The following is a 14,301-nucleotide window of genomic DNA, read 5'->3' as shown; positions in this document are numbered from 1 at the left end:
CGGTGCTGCGCCCCACGGTCGCGATGTCGAGGGTGCGTTCGCGGTGCCTGCGGGCGTGATCTTGACGGCTCGCCGGATCCGCTCGGGTAGGTGTGCCAAGGACGCATCAGGCGCGGCGTCGTTCCAGCCGGCGCGTCTGTGCTGATCATGCAGCCACCCAGTTCCTGGGCATGACCTCCAACTACGTCATCTGGCCGACGCTCCTCGTGCCGGGCTGGGAGGCGAGCGCCGAACGTGTCACGAAGGTGGTCGACGAGGCCGTCCGCACCACGGTCGCGCGGTATGCCGCGACGTGACCAGGGAGGACCTTCAATTTGACTGAGGTCCCGCCGGTCATCAAGGGACTGGAGCCCAGTCGTCGAGGGCGGCACGGAAGGTGGTCGCCGGCATCGTGGGAGAGGTCGCCGCGGGGCGAGTGTCGCCGGGCGTAGGCCAAGCGTGCGAATGCCGACCTCTCGGGGTGGGGCATACGGCCACGGTTGGAGCCAAGTGATCATGGTCGGGGCGGTCGGGGCGGTCGGGGCGGTCGGGGCAGTCGGGGCAGTCGGGGTGGTCGGGCGATCCAGGCGGTTCGGGTGATCCGGTGGGTCCGGGGTCCGGGCGCACTAGGTGAACCGGTGGTCCGAGCGGTCCGGTCGATCCAGGGTGATCCGGCGATTCGGGCGCTCCGGGCGAGGTGGCAATGCAGAGACGCGCATTCGCTGGCCCCGCTGTCGTGAGGCCGGCCTGGTGCGCTGATCATGAGGCGACCTTGGATCACCGGGCACGGCACAGGGGGTCACGCGCAAGCTGATCATTGGCGCAGCGGCGTTGCGACCGCGCGCTCGGAACCCTTGGCCCGGCGCCCCAGTCCTCCTGGAGAATTCGTGCCCGAGCTGTCCACAGATCCCTTGTTTTGTTGGGTTTCTGTCAGCCCGGTGAGCTAGAATGATCTGTATGTTCGAATCGTTGGAGGCGAAGGCTGCCGGGTACGGCACCGCCGACATCCTGAAAGCTGCGGGCGGGTTGCGGCGTGCCCGGATCGCGGCGGCGAACGAACTGCTGGTCTGGACGGTCGCGTGGGTGGATGCTCATCCGGCGGAGTCGATCATGGAGACCGGGCCGGGGTTGGCGCAGGCGGTCAGGCCGGGTGGTGAAGGCACGCCGGCGGTGAATGATCTTGCGATGGTGGAGTTCTTGGCCAAGATCGGCAAGGGCCATGCCGCGGGGATGCTGTTCATCGGGGACGTGCTCGATCTGCGGCACAGGTTGCCGTTGTTGTGGGCGAAGACGATGCGCTGTGAGGTGGAGGAGTGGCAGGCCTGCAAGATCGCCCGCCTGACCCACCGCATGACCATGGCGCAGGCAGCACAGGTGGACCGGGCCGTGGCGTGGTTCGCCGGGACGCAGCCCTACGGCAAACTCCGGGACGCGGCGGAGGCGGAGATGCTGCGGGTCGATGGTGAGCGGGCGCGGGCCGATTACGAGCAGCGCCGGAAGCAGCGCGGGGTGTGGTTGTCGCAGACCGACGACAACGGGCACAAAGCAGTGTTCGGGCGGTTGGAGCCGTTGGCAGCACTGCGGCTGTATGCCCAGGTCCAGGAGCTGGCCGACTGCCTGACCGAGGGCACTGCGGATGAGCGGCGCGCTGAGGCGTTCGGCATGCTGGGTGATGTCGGCGCGGTCACCCGGTTGCGGGCCCAGCGCCGTCAACCGGAGCTGTTCGACGACGAACTCGCCGAGGCCGTCGCTGCGTTGACTCCCGAAGGCGAGCCCGAAGTGGTGGTGGAGGAGTCCGACGTGCACCCGGCCCTGAGGGACCGCCCTGGCTCGGTCGACGTGGAGTCGACGATCTTCGAGGCTGCGGTGGAACGGCTCGCGGCCAATCTCGACCCGAAGGTCCTAGTGCCGACCTCGACGGTGGTGGTGCACATCGCGGCCGAAGACCTACCTCAAGCCGATGGCGTGTGCCGGGTGCCGGGGGTCGGCCCGTCTCTGAAGAGTGTCGTTGGTGAGTGGCTGCGTCATGATCGGGTCGTGGTGCGGCCGGTGATCGATTTGAACGATGCTCCGCCGCCGGTGGACGCCTACGAGATCCCGGATCGGCACCGCGGCCACGCGTTCTTGCGGCAACCGGCGAGTGCGTTCCCCTGGTCGACCGCGACTCGGAAGCTCGATCTTGATCACACGGATCCGTTCCAGCCGAACGGGCCGCCTGGCCAGACGCGAGTGGAGAAGCTGGTCCCGCTGGCCCGGAACGAGCATCGCGCCGTGACCCACGGCGGTTGGTGGCGGCGAAGGCCGGATCCGACGACGATGGTCTTCCGGTCACCGCACGGGAATGTGTATCTGACGAATCGTTCCGGCACTCATGATCTTGGTACCGGACCGGTCGCCCACGTCCTCTGGGCCGCCATCGCTCGCTGAGCGCGCCGGATCGAGCGGGTCGTTGCGGCAGAACACGGTGGGACTCAGCTACGTGCACCGAGACAGAACCGGGTCTGGTGCTTGCTCAGCTCGCCGAGGGTGACTGGTCCACCGCCCTCGCCCCAGCCGACGGTAGCCAACCATCGCTCCGCTCCGCCTCCTTCAACAGGGAACGCTGGCTCCCGGATGAGGTCTACCCGATCTTGCTCGGCTGGAACCGCTGGTGCCGTCGGGTCAGGCACAACGGCACCATGATCTGCCCTCGCCGCTCCTTTGTTGGTGGCGGGGCACAGCGGGGCCAGCTGTGCGAACCCTACCGTGGTCGCCTTGCCCTCATTCATGATCACGTAACAGTCGCGAACCTCGCGGGCATCATGATCCAGGTGCAGGGTTGGCCGCCCGTGCTCTCCGCCCACCCTCGCTCCCTGAGACGGGACGGATGTTGGCTCGCGTGCTGCGGCAGTGAATCCCCGCCGCGCGAACCTTTCGTGACGACCTTCCGTTTCACCGGGCCCAGGAGCGCGCCTTCCGGGAGGCTTGTCGTCACCGAACAGGAGCGCGATCGTCTGCCGACCGGCGGATGGGCTTCGGCTCAGCCGCGAGCACAACGGCGCCGGCGTCGCCGGCCTTCGTGGTCGCGCCCGCGTCACCAGCAGTCCACGGGCGCCACCTACCAGGCGCCGGTGCTGCCAGCGAGTCCGCCTCTGTGGTGATCGCGAGGTCGGATCGCCGAGGTGGCCTGAGCCACTGCACGTCGAGATCCTGCCACTCGGCGCCCGGCAGTTGGACGCGGTCGGGGCCGGTGTGCGAAGCACGGTCGCGCCCCTTCCTTCGGGCGCGCTTGACCTCGCGCCCGCGCGTTCTCGGTCCCAGCGGTCTCCACTTGCTGAAGATCGGACCGCCACCGCTGAGCTCCGCGCCGGGCGACTGACTGTTGCGCTCGGGCTCAGGTCGTCGTCGCTGTCCTGGGCTGGGCTGACGACAGAAATGTGATCGCGACACTCCAGGTTCGCCTGATAGGTCTGGAGCATGGCTGAACTGACCGAGGACTTCGTCCGGGCCGTGCTCCCGGGCACGGGTTGGCGGGTGTCCGAGGTTCGGGGATCGACGGGGATGACCAGGCTGGCCGAGCGAGGCGGTGAGGCGGTCGCGGTCAAGCTTGTCGCGACCCCGGTCGAGATTCTGATCCGCCTCGGTGATCTTGGTGTCACGCCGCCGATCCTGGGGAACGGCGTGCACGAGGGGCGGGAGTATGTCGTGCAGCGGGTGATCGACGGGCCGCATCCCGATCATGCCTGGTTCGACGGGAACCTGGCGCGGTGGGCCGACCTGGTGGGTCGTTATCTCAACGACGAGCCACTCCGGCGCCTCCTCGCAGGGAGGCCAGGGGACTGGCGACTCTCGGTGCCGGACGCCGTCACCATGATCGACTCGCAGCCGGAACCGACGTCGGCGTCACTGTGTGATCACGACCTGCAGCTCCGGCTGCAACGGTGGCGGGAGCAGTCCGCAGCCCTGCCGCAGATGGCGCTGCGGCCGATCCATCCGGATCCGCACTGGCACAACTACGTGATCGCCGACGGCCGGCCGTACCTGCTCGACTGGGATCTGGTCGACCTGTCCGATCCACTGCGCGACGTGGGCAGCCAGATCTGGGGCTTCCTGCCGCAGCCACGTTGGGCCGAGTTCATCCGCCGGGTCGACATCACACCGGAGGACCGGACCGAGACAGCGGTCCACTGGTGGGCCGGATTCAAGATGATCATGAACGCCTGGTGGAACGACCGCAACGGCGACGAACGCGGCGCCGCCTTCCATGCGGAGGCGTTCAAGCGTGCGGTGAACCGCCGGCCCTGGCTGCCGCGGCCCTGACCCCGAGGATCAGGCGAAACGGGACAGCAGGTCGTCGTCGATCAGGACGGAGTCCGGGAGCAGGACGTGGATCGAGCCGTCCTGGATCTCGCAGAGGTACGCGTCCGGATCGTCGCAGACGGTGGCCAGCCGGGCCTGGTCGCCGCCGCGGAAGTCCCAGAGGGCGAAACCGGCCGCGGTACGGAGAACGAACAGCCCCGCGATCCCGGTCGGCACCACCACAGTCGCGGCGTCGGGCAGTGGCCGGGTGTCGGCCAGGGTGAGTTCGGGCCAGGCGCCGGCGTCGGGCAATACCAGCCAGCGCTTCTCGCTCCGCCCCTCGAACGTGCCGGCCACAGTGGCCAGGAAACGATCGTGGTCGATCGCGCCGCGCACCCTGGCCACCCGAGTCCCGGCCGGCGCCACCGTGGTCGTGATCACTGCCATCGTCTCGGCATCGATCCTGGCGAACAGGCAATGATCAGCGGACGGCGGCGCGCTCTCGCAGTCCGCCTCCATCGTCGTCCCGGCCAGCAGTGCGGTGCCCGCGGAATCGAAGACCAGGCTGCGGATCGCCTGTCCGGGCAGGGGATCGTCGGCATAGTGCGCCAACCCGGTCCGGGTGTCGTACCGGGTCAGCACGCAGCCGAGCTCGCCGTAGTGGTGGCTCGACGCGTAGAAGATCATCCGGCCGTCGTCGGCCGCCGCGACCGGACGCATTCCGGTGGCCGGCTTGGCGACGACCCGCGGGTTCTCCGGGAAACGGGCGGACCGGTCGGGGTCGTACTCGACGAGCTCGGCACCGGTGTAGGCGGCCAGGTAGACCCGGCCGTCGACCTTCCAGGTCTGCAGCACCTCACCGCTGCCCGGCGCCGCCCGGCCGAGATCCTCGCCGGCGCCGGTCCTCAGGTCGAGGCTCCAGAACCGTTGTGTGATGAAGGTCGTGCCGAGCAGTCGATCTTGGTCGATCCGGCGCACGCAGTCGACGTGGCCGACCGAATCCGACGGTACGTGGCGCGCGTGCAACAGCGAGCCGGTCTCGGCGTCGATCAGGTGGAACGTGCCGAACATCGTCACCGCGACGATCCGGCCGGACGCGGTCAGCCGGGTTCCCTGGATCGTCCCGTCGGGGATCCGGCACAGCTCGGTGAGCCTGCCGCTGGCCAGGTCCCAACGGGCCACCGTCAGCATCTCGCCGGCCATCACCGAACCCCACGCGACACCGTCCCGGAGCGCGAACCAGTTCATCCGCGCGGGCGCCATCGGGCCGTCGACCAGGCGCTGCCCGATCGGGTCGTACCAGCCGAGCTCCGGCAGGTGGACCCGGCCGGCCTCATCGGTGATCGTCGCGCTGATCGTCGACCGTTCGGTGCAGTGCCAGGGCCGCCCGAGCAGTTCACTGGCCAGCGTGGTGGTCACCTTCTCGGTGGCCGGATCCCAACGCAGCAAGGCCAGATCGGGATTGAAGGCGAGCAGGGTGAAGGTGCCGTCGCCGTTGGCGAAGTGGGAGGCCGAGTAGAGCTCGGCACACGGCCGCGAGGTCACCGGCCCGGCCGTGCGGCTGCGGAAGTCGAAGCTCATCGCGGTCGGATCCGGCGGCGGGTACGCCAGCCCGAACAGCTTCCCGGACTCCGGATCGACGACCATGCCGCCGAACATCAGGGCGGACGGCGCCCCGGTCTCGAAACGCTCCAGCTCCCGGGTCCGCAGGTCGTAACGGGCCACCGTCCCGAGATTCCCGCAGAGCCACAGGATGTCGGAGTTCTCCGGCCCGGCACTGTAGAAGCCCGGATCGTCGGGGAAGCGGTGCAGCTCGGACCGGCCGTCCTCGGTGATCATGATCGCCTGGGTCCCGGAAACGCTGTTCCAGGAGGTGATCCAGAACCGTTCCTGCCCGTCCGGACCTGGGCCGAGGCTGATCAGCGGTGTGTTGACGAACGGATCCTGCGCAGGCGGCAGGGCGAAGCGGCGCGCCATGGCGTGCTCTCTCCTCGGGGCGAAGTTGATCACCGCGCGGCGGCGTAGGCTTCCTCGTACTCGGTCCTGATCTTGTCGCCGCCGCCGGACCGGAAGGCGGAGACGACGGCGTCGAAGTCGGCCAGTTTCTTGCGGCCGGTGATCACGTCGTTCATGCCGTCCACCAGACTCTTGTCCAGGGCGGCGCCGTCGGACTGCTGGGTGGGGGAGTAGAGACCCTGGGTGGCGAGCGGGAGGCTGTTCTTCGCGCACCGCTCCTGGTAGGCGTGATACATCTCGGTCGCCTCCGGCCGGCCCGGCGTGAAGTTCACGACCGGCGGCGAGCCGGTGTAGTTGACCGGCAGGTTGGTCTCCAGGACGCCGGTCTTGGTCTTCACCGGGTCGCCGTCCTTGTACTCGAACGTGTGGCCCTCGATGCCGTACGTGAGCAGCCGCTGCTCGACGGTGCCGAACGGGCTGGCCAGCCAGTTGAAGAAGGCCAGGATCTCGGCCAGTCGCTCCGGGGTGGTCTTGGTGACCGCGAGCACCGCCGGGCCGTACACGGCCGGGCCGAGCAGCTTCTGGCCGTCGCCGCCGCCGTCCCACTTGGGCGGCACCAGCACGCCCATCTCCATCTCCGGCGCGACCGCGGCATAGGTGATCAAGTAGCCGGCCACCGACCCCGCGCCGCCGTTGTTCACCGCGACGGCTCCGGTCCCGACCCATTGCGCCAGCAGGGTTTCCTGGGTGAACGAGTCGGGGTGGTAGAGCCCCTCGTTCCACTGCTGGGTGACCGCGTCCAGGGCCTGGCGGAACTCCTCCCGCTCGGCGACATGGGTGAACTTGCCCGCCTCGTCGACACCCCAGTTCAGCGGCAGCCCGAGCATCTCCTTGAGGAAGTTCAGCGTCGACTGCGGGCTGCCCATCGCGTACTTGTTGCGCTTCGGATCGTTGACCGTGCGGCACATCTCGAGGAACTCGGCGTAGCTCTTCGGCTCCGGATTCGCACCCTTGGCCTTGATGATGTCGAGCCGGGCGTGCATCTCGCCGGCCGCGGCCGGCCGGTTCAGCGGGATCCCGTAGATGCCGCCGTTGTAGACGCAGGACTTCCACGAGATGGTCGGGATGTTGGCCAGGTTCGGGTACTTCTTGATCGCGTCGCCGGACAGGTGCTCGCTCAGGTCGGTGAACCGGGCCTCGAGCAGCCGCGGCAGGTCGGCCAACGGCCGCATCGACACGATCTCCGGAAGATCATCGCCCGCGATGACCACGTTCAGCTTGGCGACATAGTCGGCCGCATTGGCCATCGTGTACTGGAGCTCGGCGCCGGCCGCGTCGTTGACGGCCTGCCAGTACTTGTTGTCGTTCAGTGCCGGCGGCAGTTGGGTGTTCGTGTTGGTCAAGATCGTCAGCGGCTTGCCACTGGCCAACGGCTTGCCCTCGGTGGCGGTGACGTCTCCCTTCGGATAGCTCAGGAAGCCGGGCATCACCGCCTCGTTCGTCGACGGCAGGTCCGCCTTGATCCCGGTGTACGGGACGTAGGCGGGCAACGTCACCGCACGGTTGGCCGCGTCCGTGTTCTCGGTCTGGCCGGAGGTACTGCACCCTCCGAGCAGCGCCGCGCCGGTCACCGCAAGAGTGCCGCCGGCCAGGAGGTCCCGCCGGCTGATCATCGAACTGGCCATGGTCACTCGCATCCTTACGTCAACCTGAGGCGCCCCAATTATGGACACGATCAAATTAGCGATCGTGCACGCCTAAACGCAAGGGTTCGTGTGTTGAAGTCTCGTTACAGCCGGCCGGCCTTCTTCAGCGCCAGATAGTGATCCGCCAGCGCCGGAGCGAACGTGTCCGGCGGCGACTGGACGATGGAGATGCCGAGATCGCGGAGCCGGCGGACCAGCCCTTCCCGGCGAGCGATGTCGACCTCGGCCGCGGCCGCCGCGTACGCGTCGCCGGGCTCCTCGCGCCGGCTCAGCAACTCCTCGATCCGCGGATCGGACACGGCGCCGATCACGATCCGGTGCTTGCGCCGCACCGGTCCGATCACGCTCAGCAGGCCGTCCGTGATCGCGGCGGTGTCGAGCCCGGTCAAGATCACCACGAGCGACCGCTGGGCCACCCGGGTCATCACCTCCGCCACCAGCTTGCGGTGATCGGCTTCGACCAGGACCGACTCGACGCCGGCCATCGCGTTGACGAACGAGTTGAGCATCGTCGACGCGGGCTCGCCGACCACGCTGGCCCGGACCTCGCGGTCCACGACGAGCAGGTCGACCCGGTCACCGGCCCTGGACGCCAGCGCGGCGAGCAGCAGCGCCGCGTCCATCGAGTGATCGAGTTTCGGCTGATCGCCGACCCGGCCGGCCGAGGTGCGGCCGGATTCCAGCACGATCAACACGTGCCGGTCGCGTTCCGGGCGCCACGTCTTCACCACCACGGTGGTGGAGCGGGCAGTCGCGCGCCAGTCGATCGAGCGGACGTCGTCGCCCGGCACGTACTCGCGCAGGCTGTCGAACTCGGTGCCCTGGCCGCGCTGCAGGATGCTGGACCGGCCGTCCAGCTCGCGCAGCCGGGCCACCCGGCTGGGCAGGTGCTTGCGGCTGTTGAAGGGTGGCAGTGCCCGGACCTGCCACGGCGCCCCGTGGTGGGCGTGCTGCCGGCCGGCGATCCGGAGCGGGCCGTAGCTGCGGATGATCACCGGGCCGCTCGGCCGGTCGCCGCGCCGGGTCGGCAGCAGCGTGGTCCGCACCAGCCGCCGCTGCCGGGCCGGGATGGTCAGCGTCGTGATGCCGTTGCGGGCTCCGGCGGACGGCGTCCAGGCGTCCCGGACCGTCGCCTTGATCGCCCGCCGGTTGTGGTTGGTCAGCAGGACCGAGACGGATGCCTCCTCGCCGAGCCGGATCGAGGTGTCGCCGGAACGCCGTACCGTGATCTTGGCCGGGGACGGGCAGAGCACCAGGTCGACGGTGATCACCAGGACCAGCAGGCCGGTCGCGATCACGAACGCGAGCCAGTGACCCGCGATCGCCACGGCGACCACGGCGATCGCGGCCAGCAGGCCGGCCCGCCAGGTGAGGACCATGATCAGCGGGGAACCGGAACGGTAGCCAGGATCGATTCGATCACCGAGTCGGCGGTGACCCCTTCCAACTCGGCCTCGGCGCGCAGCGCCACCCGATGCCGCAGGGTGGCGAACGCCAGCGCCTTGACGTCGTCCGGCGACACGTAGTCCCGGCCGGACAGCCAGGCCCAGGCGCGCGCCGTGTTCAGGATCGCGGTCGCGCCCCGCGGCGAGACGCCCAGCTGCAGCGAGGGCGACTGCCGGGTGGCCCGGACCACGTCGACGATGTAGGCCTGCACCTGCGGCTGGACCAGCACCGCCTGGGTCTCCCGGCGCGCCTGCCGAAGATCATCGGGGGTCGCCACCGCGGTCAACCCGGCCGCGTCGAGATCGCGCGGGTCGAAGCCGTGCGCATGCCGGTTCAGCACCTCGATCTCAGCGTCGCGCTGCGGCAGATCGATCTTGATCTTCATCAGGAAGCGGTCCAGCTGCGCCTCCGGCAGCGGATAGGTGCCCTCGTACTCGACCGGGTTCTGGGTCGCCGCCACGATGAACGGGTCGGGCAGCGGGCGCGGGGTCCCGTCCACGCTGACCTGGCGTTCCTCCATCGCCTCCAGCAGTGCCGACTGGGTCTTCGGCGGCGTGCGGTTGATCTCGTCGGCCAGCAGCAGGTTGGTGAAGACCGGGCCCTCCCGGAACGTGAACTCCGAGGACCGCGCGTCGTAGATCACCGTGCCGGTGATGTCGCCCGGCATCAGGTCCGGGGTGAACTGCAGCCGCTTGGTCTCGATCCGCATCGCCTTGCTGAAGGCGCGCACCATCAGGGTCTTCGCCGTCCCGGGTACGCCCTCGAGCAGGATGTGACCGCGGCAGATCAGCGCGATGATCAACGACGTGACCGCGGACTCCTGGCCGACCACGGCCTTGCCGACCTCGGCCCGCAGCGCGGCCAGGGCGGCCCGGGCCGGCGACTGCGGCGGAGGCGGCGGCGGTCCGGGCTGCGGCAGCCCCGACGGCTGCGGTCCGAGCTGCGGCGGGGCCGACGGCTGCGACGCCGGATAGCCTGGCGCGACGGGCGGACGGCCCGGGTAGGGCCGCTGCTGGTACGGGTCATGGCTCACGGCTGTCGTGCCTCCTGCTCAAGATCATCGAGATTCTCCGCAAGGTCCAGAAGTTGATCATCGTCGTCCGGGACCGGCCCGAACAGGACGTGGTACACCTGCCGGCTGTCCCGCCCGGTGCGTTCGGCCAGGGCCGCCGCCAGCGCCATCGGGTCGTTCCCGTGACCGTACCGGCGGCCGAGGCGGCGCACCACTCCGTCACGCAGCGCGGCGGCGGCTCGCTCCCGCGCCTGCAGCCGGTGATACAGCTGCCCGTGCCCCTCGACGGTCTCCGAGGCCCGGACCCGGACCGGCAGCCGTTCCAGGATGATCGGGCCGAGCCGGCGGCCGCGCCAGATGCCGACGATGATCAACGCGACCACCGCCTGGGCCACCGCGACCGCCCACCACGGCGGCAGTACGGTCGGCGGCGGCGCCGTCTCCTGGCCGGGGCCGGAAGGGCCGCTACCGGTCGCCATCACCCAGACCAGCCGGTCCCGGGAGCCGAGCAGCCCGAGCACCAGTGCGGCGTTGCCGTCCAGCGCGACCGTCCGGTTGGTCCAGCCGCCGCCGAGCAGCTCGATCTCCCGGCCGGTGGTCGACGGCAGCTTCAGGTAGCCGTACCCGTCCTCGGTCCCGTAGCAGGCCAGGGACGTCGCAGCCTCGGTCCGGAAGGTACGGCCGCCGGCGAAGGTCGTCGAACCGGCCCGCTCGGCGGTCGGATCGGAGCAGCCGGGTTCGACTGAGTCGCCGTCGGCGTAGCGCGACTCGACGCCCGCGACGAACCGGCCCAGGCCGTCGTCCGGGCCGAGCAGGATCAGCCGGGCGTCCGGGATCTCGAGCAGCCGGCGTACCTGGTCGTCGGACAGCCGGTCCGGATGGGCGACCACCACGGTCGCGCCGGCGCCGTCCCGGACCGCGTCGTCGATCCGCTCGGTCGGCCTGACCTCGACGCCCTCCTGCTGCAGGACGGCGGCGACCGCGCGGGCGCCGTCCGGCCGGGACGAGCGGGGATCGTTGGCCGCCTGGCCGGCCGTGGCGGCGCTGAACGCGGCCACGGTGCCGAGCACGATCAGGACGACCACCAGCAGCCCGGCCACCCAGCGGGTCGCCCGATGCCGGAGGAACCTCGACCAGGCCGGCCGCTGCGGCGGCTGGGCCGGGGCGTTCGGCGACTCCTCGGCCACGGTCGGGGCGGTCATCGGTCGGCCCCCCGGCCGGCCGGCTCCGGCTGGTCGCCGGCGAGGTCGGCCTGTCCGGCCGCCTCGCCGATCCGGTCGTCCAACTCGACCATCCGCTGGTACGCGGCCGCGTCGGCCACCCGGTCGCCGTACATCACCTCGGAGAACGTGCGGGCCCCGTCGTCCAGGGCGGCGGCCTGGTCCGGCAGCGCCCGGCCGGCCAGGGCGGAGGCCTCGAAGGCGGTCCGGGCCGGCCGCGGGTCCAGGATGGTGGCGATCTCGAGCTCCTTGACCACGGCCCGGAACCGATCCCGTACCGCCGAACGCCAGTCGCCCGCCTCGGCGAACCGTTGCGCGGCCGACCGGTAGTCGTCCGGTTCCAGCGCCTCGCTCAGGTCGACCTCGGCGTCGCGCCGCCGCCGGGTCTGCCACCGCGGCAGCCCGACCTTCCAGATCAGCAGCGCGATCGCGCCGGCGATCAGCACCAGGATGATCACGAAGGCGACGTTGATCCCGCCGCCACCCGCGGCGGCCGGGCCCGAGCTCACCCCGAGCACGAACGTGATGATCCGCTCCATCAGTTCGTAGAGCCATTGCAGCAGGTCCCGCAGCCACTGCGGCATCTCGGTGTAGCGCGACTTGCCGAGTTCCTCCAGCACCCGCCGGCGGGCCTCTTCCCGGCTCAGCTCGACGGGCACGTCCAGCGGGATCATCGGCCCTGTCCCGGTGGCGGTGACATCGGTGGTGGTGGCGGCATCGGCGGGCGGGGCGGCAGCGGCGGTGCGACGTAGACGATCGGGGGAGCGGACGGCTGCGGGATGGGTACGCAGTCGAACCGCATCGCCAGGTCGAGGCCCTCGCGGCGCATCCGCAGATCCACGTACAGCAGCGTCTGCACGGCGGCGACGAAGGCCAGCAGGGCCGACATGGCGACGATCGAGGAGAACCCGAACACGCCGAGATAGGTCCACGGGTTGTAGAGCAGATCGAACACGTCGACCCCGAGCGAGGTCGCGTAGAGCAGCAGCACCAGCAGCGACCCGAAGCCGACCAGCGTGATCACCAGCACCGCGATGCCGAAGGCGCCGGCCATGATCACGGTGGCCCGGGGCAGGTTGCGCCAGCCGATCAGCGTGAACGAGCGGATGAAGGCGGTGATGATGTTGGTCCGGCGGGCCGGGGTACCGATCCAGGCCGGGGCATGCTGGTTCTCGGTCGCATAGGCCGGGACGGCGAGGGAGAGATAGCTGTACGCGGCGGCGGAGATCACGTACCCGATCGCCGTGACCACGGTCGCCACGAACCCGACCACGGTCGCCGAGAGGCCCGCGCCCGACGCGAGCAGGACCAGGATCACCACGTAGTAGACGCCCGAGATGATGATCGACTGCATCGTCGACGCGGCCACCCACTGCAGCAGCGACAGCCCGACCATCGGCCAGAACATCCGCAGCGCCCGGCGCAGCGTCCACGGCGTCGCCGGTACGAAACCGGGCCCGAGCACCGTCTCCAGCGTGATCCGGGACAGCACCGCGGTCATCCAGACCAGGCACATGGTGAGCAGCAACAGGCCGAGCAGCCCGTACAGGACGACCGTGGCGATCTGCGCCGTCTCGCCGGAGGTGTCACCGAGCAGGAACCAGAGGCCGATCCCGCCGAGCAGGTAGACCCCCGCTCCGCCGGCGATGACCAACGGCAGCCCGACCATCATCCGCGCGTTGGCCCGGACCACCAGGAACGCCGCGTCCAGCACCTCGGTGATGGTCAGCGGCCGGAGCGGGATCAGGGCAGCCCGGGACGCGTCGAGCACCGCCGGGCGCCGCAGCCGCAGCCCCGGCAGCACCGGTCCGCCACCGGGGTTGATCGTCGCCGCCATCCGGGCCAGTCTTGCATCCGAGAGGTGCCGACGAGGCTCCGACAGACACCCGATGCCGAACGACCGCGTTCTTCTGCCCTGGATCAGTAGGATGAACTCGCCCAGCGCTATGTCGCTATGTCAGAGAGGCTTTCGGTGTCAGAGGGAACGAAGAGCGGGAGCAGCCGCGGCAGGGTGCTCGTCGTCGACGACGACGCGTCCCTGGCGGAGATGCTCACCATCGTGCTGCGGAACGAGGGTTTCGAGCCGATCTGGTGCTCCCACGGCGACCAGGCCTATCCGGCCTACGTCGAGTCCAAGCCCGACCTGGTGTTGCTCGACCTGATGCTGCCCGGTCGCGACGGTGTCGAGATCTGCCGTCAGATCCGGGCCGAGTCGGGCGTACCGATCGTCATGCTGACCGCCAAGTCCGACACGATCGACGTCGTGGCCGGGCTCGAGGCCGGCGCCGACGACTACGTGGCGAAACCGTTCAAGGCCAAGGAACTGGTGGCCCGGATCAAGACCAGGCTGCGCCGCCAGCTGGACGACAACGAGTCCGAGACGCTGCTCATCGGCGACCTGACGATCAAGGTCGACGGGCACTCGGTGCAGCGCGACGGCCGGCCGATCCAGCTCACGCCGCTGGAGTTCGACCTGCTGCTGGCACTGGCCCGCAAGCCGTGGCAGGTGTTCAGCCGCGAGGTGCTGCTGGAGCAGGTCTGGGGCTACCGGCATGCCGCCGACACCCGGCTGGTCAACGTGCACGTGCAGCGGCTCCGTTCCAAGATCGAGCGCGATCCCGAGCACCCGGAGATCGTCGTCACCGTACGCGGTATCGGCTACAAGGCGGGCGAGCCGAAGCCGGCCCGGTGATCATCGTGATGG

11 protein-coding genes are annotated in these 14,301 nt (G+C 69.9%); 4 read left to right on the top strand and 7 right to left on the bottom strand.

Annotated elements, in window-relative coordinates; genetic code table 11:
* The first annotated feature begins 92 nt into the window (after positions 1–92).
* The 3 genes from AC6CCG_RS28235 to AC6CCG_RS28225 all read left to right on the top strand — a co-directional run bounded on the left by AC6CCG_RS28235 (position 93) and on the right by AC6CCG_RS28225 (position 4,278).
* The gene (locus AC6CCG_RS28235; RefSeq protein ID WP_496658097.1) at positions 93–296 is read left to right on the top strand and encodes a TetR/AcrR family transcriptional regulator C-terminal domain-containing protein; all 204 of its coding nucleotides are present in this window, start codon (positions 93–95) and stop codon (positions 294–296) included.
* 640 nt (positions 297–936) lie between these two features.
* The gene (locus AC6CCG_RS28230) at positions 937–2,406 is read left to right on the top strand and encodes a hypothetical protein (RefSeq protein WP_496658096.1); all 1,470 of its coding nucleotides are present in this window, start codon (positions 937–939) and stop codon (positions 2,404–2,406) included.
* A gap of 1,029 nt (positions 2,407–3,435) precedes the next feature.
* Entirely contained in the window at positions 3,436–4,278 is an 843-nt protein-coding gene (locus AC6CCG_RS28225) for a hypothetical protein (RefSeq protein ID WP_496658095.1), read from the top strand.
* Positions 4,279–4,287: 9 nt separating this feature from the next.
* On the opposite strand, the gene AC6CCG_RS28220 is transcribed toward AC6CCG_RS28225, so the two are convergent.
* The 7 genes from AC6CCG_RS28220 to AC6CCG_RS28190 form a co-directional block, all read right to left on the bottom strand.
* Positions 4,288–6,234 (bottom strand): NHL repeat-containing protein, encoded by a 1,947-nt coding sequence (locus tag AC6CCG_RS28220; RefSeq protein WP_496658094.1) that lies wholly within the window; start codon positions 6,232–6,234, stop codon positions 4,288–4,290.
* Between the two features lie 29 nt (positions 6,235–6,263).
* A complete protein-coding gene (locus AC6CCG_RS28215) occupies positions 6,264–7,898 on the bottom strand; it encodes an extracellular solute-binding protein (RefSeq protein WP_496658169.1) in 1,635 nt (544 codons plus the stop codon).
* 104 nt (positions 7,899–8,002) lie between these two features.
* Positions 8,003–9,298 (bottom strand): DUF58 domain-containing protein, encoded by a 1,296-nt coding sequence (locus tag AC6CCG_RS28210; protein WP_496658093.1) that lies wholly within the window; start codon positions 9,296–9,298, stop codon positions 8,003–8,005.
* Between the two features lie 2 nt (positions 9,299–9,300).
* Positions 9,301–10,398: an AAA family ATPase gene (locus tag AC6CCG_RS28205; RefSeq protein ID WP_496658092.1), complete on the bottom strand. Its 1,098-nt coding sequence runs from the start codon at positions 10,396–10,398 to the stop codon at positions 9,301–9,303.
* Positions 10,395–11,579, bottom strand: coding sequence for a DUF4350 domain-containing protein (locus tag AC6CCG_RS28200; protein WP_496658091.1), 1,185 nt, complete (start codon positions 11,577–11,579; stop codon positions 10,395–10,397). Before AC6CCG_RS28200 ends, AC6CCG_RS28205 begins: the two co-directional genes overlap by 4 nt.
* Positions 11,576–12,271 carry a DUF4129 domain-containing protein gene (locus tag AC6CCG_RS28195; protein WP_496658090.1) on the bottom strand — a complete coding sequence of 232 codons (696 nt, stop codon included), beginning with the start codon at positions 12,269–12,271 and terminating at the stop codon, positions 11,576–11,578. Before AC6CCG_RS28195 ends, AC6CCG_RS28200 begins: the two co-directional genes overlap by 4 nt.
* Complete coding sequence (locus AC6CCG_RS28190) at positions 12,268–13,434, bottom strand: hypothetical protein (protein ID WP_496658089.1); 1,167 nt, start codon at positions 13,432–13,434, stop codon at positions 12,268–12,270. The genes AC6CCG_RS28195 and AC6CCG_RS28190 overlap by 4 nt, the downstream gene beginning before the upstream one ends.
* A gap of 135 nt (positions 13,435–13,569) precedes the next feature.
* On the opposite strand from AC6CCG_RS28190, the gene mtrA reads away from it, so the two are divergent.
* Complete coding sequence (mtrA, locus tag AC6CCG_RS28185; RefSeq protein ID WP_496658088.1) at positions 13,570–14,289, top strand: MtrAB system response regulator MtrA; 720 nt, start codon at positions 13,570–13,572, stop codon at positions 14,287–14,289.
* Positions 14,290–14,301: the final 12 nt, after the last annotated feature.

This window comes from Microlunatus sp. YIM B11417 (assembly GCF_059617205.1).
The sequence above is the reverse complement of the archived record's forward strand: the minus strand, read 5'-3'. Positions and strand labels throughout refer to the sequence as shown.

What these genes read in the sequence shown, in the direction of transcription:
- AC6CCG_RS28230 (WP_496658096.1), top strand. Translation starts at nt 937, where the DNA reads ATGTTCGAATCGTTGGAGGCGAAGGCTGCCGGGTACGGCACCGCCGAC.
- AC6CCG_RS28225 (WP_496658095.1), top strand. Translation starts at nt 3,436, where the DNA reads ATGGCTGAACTGACCGAGGACTTCGTCCGGGCCGTGCTCCCGGGCACG.
- AC6CCG_RS28220 (WP_496658094.1), bottom strand. Translation starts at nt 6,234, where the DNA reads ATGGCGCGCCGCTTCGCCCTGCCGCCTGCGCAGGATCCGTTCGTCAAC.
- AC6CCG_RS28215 (WP_496658169.1), bottom strand. Translation starts at nt 7,898, where the DNA reads ATGGCCAGTTCGATGATCAGCCGGCGGGACCTCCTGGCCGGCGGCACT.
- AC6CCG_RS28210 (WP_496658093.1), bottom strand. Translation starts at nt 9,298, where the DNA reads ATGGTCCTCACCTGGCGGGCCGGCCTGCTGGCCGCGATCGCCGTGGTC.
- AC6CCG_RS28200 (WP_496658091.1), bottom strand. Translation starts at nt 11,579, where the DNA reads ATGACCGCCCCGACCGTGGCCGAGGAGTCGCCGAACGCCCCGGCCCAG.
- AC6CCG_RS28195 (WP_496658090.1), bottom strand. Translation starts at nt 12,271, where the DNA reads ATGATCCCGCTGGACGTGCCCGTCGAGCTGAGCCGGGAAGAGGCCCGC.
- AC6CCG_RS28190 (WP_496658089.1), bottom strand. Translation starts at nt 13,434, where the DNA reads ATGGCGGCGACGATCAACCCCGGTGGCGGACCGGTGCTGCCGGGGCTG.